The 4,492-nt window shown below is 75.4% G+C and carries 4 protein-coding genes; 3 read left to right on the forward strand and 1 reads right to left on the reverse strand.

Going from position 1 to position 4,492, the window contains the following annotated elements; all coding sequences use genetic code 11:
- The 3 genes from ABEB16_RS21080 to ABEB16_RS21090 form a co-directional block, all read left to right on the forward strand.
- The coding region (locus tag ABEB16_RS21080; RefSeq protein WP_425560283.1) for an LGFP repeat-containing protein at window positions 1-584 on the forward strand (584 nt) is incomplete at its 5' end.
- Window positions 585-723: 139 nt separating this feature from the next.
- Complete coding sequence (locus ABEB16_RS21085; RefSeq protein ID WP_345714143.1) at window positions 724-2,547, forward strand: family 43 glycosylhydrolase; 1,824 nt, start codon at window positions 724-726, stop codon at window positions 2,545-2,547.
- A gap of 170 nt (window positions 2,548-2,717) precedes the next feature.
- Complete coding sequence (locus tag ABEB16_RS21090; protein ID WP_345714144.1) at window positions 2,718-3,902, forward strand: acyltransferase family protein; 1,185 nt, start codon at window positions 2,718-2,720, stop codon at window positions 3,900-3,902.
- 21 nt (window positions 3,903-3,923) lie between these two features.
- Here the strand turns inward: ABEB16_RS21090 and ABEB16_RS21095 are convergent.
- A partial coding sequence (locus tag ABEB16_RS21095) for an arabinosyltransferase C-terminal domain-containing protein (RefSeq protein WP_345714145.1) occupies window positions 3,924-4,492 on the reverse strand: 569 nt, incomplete at its 5' end.

Here is a 4,492-nt window from a genome sequence, read left to right on the forward strand (position 1 = left end):
GCTGGCAGCCGTACACCGGCTCCAACCCGCACACCGACCACGTCCACGTCTCCCTCACCCGCCGCGGCGGCCGCGCGGAGACGTCGTGGTGGACGGGCGCGGTCTCCCCGATCGCCGGGCACTGGGTCCGGCTGGGCGGCGAGCGCTCCGTGCTGGGCCCCGCCGTGGGCGGGGAGCGCCCGTTCAACGGCGGCACCCGCCAGGACTACCGCTCCGGCAGCATCCTCGTCTCCCGCGGCACCCTCGCGCAGGAGGTGCACGGGCTCATCGCCGCGCGCTACCTCGCGGGCGACAACGCCGCCACCCTGGGCATGCCGGTGACCGACGAGCTGCCCACCCCGCGCGGCACGGGCCGCTTCAACCACTTCCAGCGCGGCTCGATCTACTGGTCGAAGCCGACCGGTGCCCGCGTGGTGCGCGGGGCGATCCGCGACGCGTGGGCCCGGCAGGGCTGGGAGGCCGGCCCCCTCGGCTTCCCCACCTCCGACGAGCACGCCGTCAGCGGCGGGCGCCGCTCGGACTTCCAGGGCGGCGCGCTGGTGTACTCGTGGAGCACGGGCCAGGTGACGACGCTGCGTCGCTGAGCGTGACGCAGGATCGGCTCAACTGCTCCGGACGGAGCAGCCGGACGGGTTAAAGTCCGAGCGCGCCCCTGCCGATGCACAGGCGTCGCACGCTGCGCGGGGACCCCTCGCAGCGCATCCGCCACAGCAGGAGGGCTCCGTGCGCCTGTCCACCAAGGTCCGCCGACTCGCGGCGGTCCTCACCGCCGCCGCCGGCACCGCGCTGGCCGCCGTCGTCCCCGCCGCCCCCGCCGGTGCCGCGCTGCCGCCGGACGCCGGCTGGTTCGAGCCGGGCAAGGTGTGGACGGGCGACTTCGGCGACCCCACCGTCGTGCGGGTGGGCGGCACCTACTACGCCTACGCCTCCCCCGTGGGCGGGCGGGTGCTCCCGGTGCTCACCAGCGCCGACGCCGTGACGTGGCGGGTGCACCCGCGCTACTCCGACGACGGCCCGCCCGGCCGCGGCGGCTACAGCGTCAACAACGACCCCAAGATCCCCGTCGAGATCCGCCAGGCGGCGATGGGCGACTGGGACAAGTACAACACCAACGACGCCCTCGTCCGCCCCGCGTCCTGGGGCGTCCACCACCAGCAGGGCCCGTGGATCAACCGCGACTACTGGGCGCCGGGCGTCTTCAACATCGGCGCCACCTGGTACGCGTACTCCCCCGTCCGGGTCTCCCCGACCCGCTTCTGCCTCACGGTCGCCTCGGCGCCCTCGCCGCTGGGCCCGTTCCGCGACGTCTCCGGCGCCGGGCCGATCCAGTGCGCGCCGCTGGAGGTCGACCCGGGCGGGTCCATCGACCCGTTCCCGTACCGCGACCCGTCCACCGGCCGCAACTACCTCGTGTGGAGCGCCTCGGGCAAGATCGGCTCGCACCCCTCGTCGCTGCAGGTCGTGGAGCTGGGCGACAACGGCTTCCCCAAGCCTGGCGCGCCGTGGGTGAAGCTGCTGGAGACCGACGCCGGCTCGCCCTGGGAGGGCCACCGGATCGAGAACCCGTCGATGGTGAAGTACGACGGCACCTGGTACCTGTTCTACTCCGGCAACCTGTCCGACCCGCTGGACGACCAGGGCCACAGCAACTACGCCAGCGGCTACGCCATCTGCGACGGCCCGGTCGGCCCGTGCCGCCGCGCCCCCGCGAAGGTGCCGCTGCTGGCCAGCGCGGGCACCGCGCAGGGCCCCGGCGGGTCCTCCGGCTTCATCGACGGCGCCGGCCGGCTGCGCATGGCCTACGCGACCTTCCACCTGGGCGAGAACCTCAACGGCTACCACCCGCGGCGGATGAGCATCGCCACCCTCGTGCGCAACCCCGACCGCACCCTGCGGGTGGACGGTTCCACCCTCGCGTCCTCCGACATCTCCGCCAAGGCCGCGGCCCTGGGCGGGGTCCTGGGGGCGCCCACCTCCGCCGAGCTGCCCACCCCGCGCACGCGTGGTTCCTACCGGCACTACCAGTTCGGCTCGATCTACTGGTCGCCGGCCACCGGCAGCCATCTCGTCAAGGGCCTCATCCGCGACCGCTGGGCCGCCAACGGCTGGGAGACCGGCGCCCTCGGCTTCCCCGTGACCGACGAGGTCGCCCTGCGCGGCGGTGCCTTCAACCACTTCCAGGGCGGCTCGATCTACTGGTCGCGCCCCACCGGCGCGCACGTGGTCAAGGGCCTCATCCGCGACAAGTGGGCCGCCAGCGGCTGGGAGACCGGCGCCCTCGGCTACCCGGTGACCGACGAGGTCACCCTGCCCGGCGGCGCGTTCTCCGCCTTCTCCGGCGGCTCGATCTACTTCTCCCCCCGGACCGGTGCCCACGTCGTGCGCGGCGCGATCCGCGACGCGTGGGGCGGGCAGGGCTGGGAGGCGGGCCGGCTCGGCTACCCCACCTCCGACGAGTACGCCGTGAACGGCGGCCGCCGCAGCGACTTCCAGGGCGGCTCGATCACCTGGACCCAGACCCGCGGCGCGGTCGTCACCTTCCGCTGACCCGGAGCCCCGGACGGGCCCGCACCCACCGGGTGCGGGCCCGTCCGCCGTCCGGGGACGTTGCTCGGCCAAACCTCCTGTCGCGGTGGCACGGCGCGCCCTAGGGTGCGCTGGGCCGGGTGGCACGGGGGGTGCCCCGGCGCGGTGCGACACGCGATCGGGAGGGGCACGTGGAGGGTTCGGGCCGGCGGGTGGGCGACGCGGTGCAGGTGGGCGACGCGGTGCGGGTGGGCGACGCGGTGCGGGTGGACGGGGGCGGCGCGGCGGTCCCCCCGCCGCGGGGCGGGTCGGGCCCGCGGTTCCTCGTGCCCACCCCCGCGCTGGACGGCGTCCGGGCGCTGGCGCTGCTGGGGACGGTCGGCATGCACCTGGACAAGCAGCGCGTGCCCGGCGGTTTCGTCGGCGTCGACGTCTTCTTCGTGCTGAGCGGGTTCCTCATCACCAGCCTGCTGCTCGGCGAGCACGCCCGCACCGGTCGCATCGACCTGCGGCGCTTCTACGTGCGCCGGGTGCGCCGCCTCTACCCGGCGCTGCTCGGCCTGCTCGCCGTGTTCGTCCTCTGGTCGCTGCTGGCCCGGCGGACGAGCCCGTGGGAGGTCGCCCTCGCCACCGCGGTGCTCAACGCCCTCTACGTCGCCAACTGGGCGGGTGTCGCCGGGCACGACGTCCCGTGGCAGGTGGACCACCTGTGGTCGCTCAACGTCGAGGAGCAGTTCTACACGGCCGTCCCGCTGCTGCTGCTCCTGCTGCTGCACCGGCGGGTCCGCGGCCGCGCGCTGGTGCTCCTCCTCGGCGGGCTCGCCCTGCTCTCCACCACCGCGGACGTCGCCTCGTGGTGGCGCTGGCACGACCCGGGCATCTCCTACCTCGCGACGCCGCTGCACGCCACGGGCCTGCTCGCCGGCTGCGCCCTCGCCGTCTGCTACGTCCACCGCGCGGCGGAGGCCCCGCTCACCCGGCTGGGTCGCTCCCGCGCCGTGCCGGCGCTGTGCGTGGCCGGGCTGCTCGTGCTGGCCCTCACGGTGTCGCTGGACTCCTGGACGGGTTACGTCCTCGGCATCCCGCTGGCCTCCGGGCTGGCGCTGCTGCTCGTCGCCTCGCTGCTGCTGCCCGCCGGGGGCGGCGGCGCGGGGATCCGCCGGTTGCTGCGCTCGCGGCCGGCCGTGGCGGTGGGACGGCGCACCTACTCCCTCTACCTCTGGCAGAACTTCGCGCAGTGGGCGCTGACCGGTCCGCTGCACCACGCGCCGGTGGTGGTGTGGGTGGCGGTCAACGTGGCCGTCACCGCCGTCGCCGGGGAGCTGTCGTACCGGTTCGTGGAGAACGTGCTGCGCCGGGGTCACCGGGCGGCCTGAGCACGGTGCCGCGCCGTGCCGTCAGGGGGTGGGCAGGAACTGCTGCGGGCTGGGGCCCGGACCGGCACCGTCCCACCAGCGCCACCCGGGCACCTCCCGCTGCCCGCCCGTGACGGTGTACCGCCCGCGCGGCAGGTCGTACTCCACGCGCACGAGGTTTCCCCACTCCCGGTAGCCGGCGCCGGGCAGGAACCCCCGGTACGGGGTGAGGGTGGCCACCGACCCCAGCGTGGCGTACGAGCCGCCGCCGTCGATCATCGTCAGCGGCGGGGTGTTCTCGAAGGTGGCGCTCTGCACGAACCAGTCGACGGGCTCGACCATCCCGCCGGCCACCCGCGGCGGCTGCTGGCAGGGCAGGTCGAAACCGATGGGCCAGTCGACGAGCACCGGCTCACCGGCGGGCAGCACCGAGGTCAGCGTCCGCCCCGTCGCCCGGTACGGGTCGGTGACCGCGACGCCGGTCCCGGCCGGCACGGCGGTGCGCACCAGCGCCGCGGCGGCGAGCAGGTCGGCCAGCGCCCCGAGCCGCACGACGCGCCAGGTGTCGGCGTCGACGTCGGGCGCGTCGGGCACCGGCAGCGTGCGCAGCG

Origin of the sequence: Kineococcus glutinatus, from assembly GCF_039542765.1 — a bacterium.
GTDB lineage: Bacteria > Actinomycetota > Actinomycetes > Actinomycetales > Kineococcaceae > Kineococcus_A > Kineococcus_A glutinatus.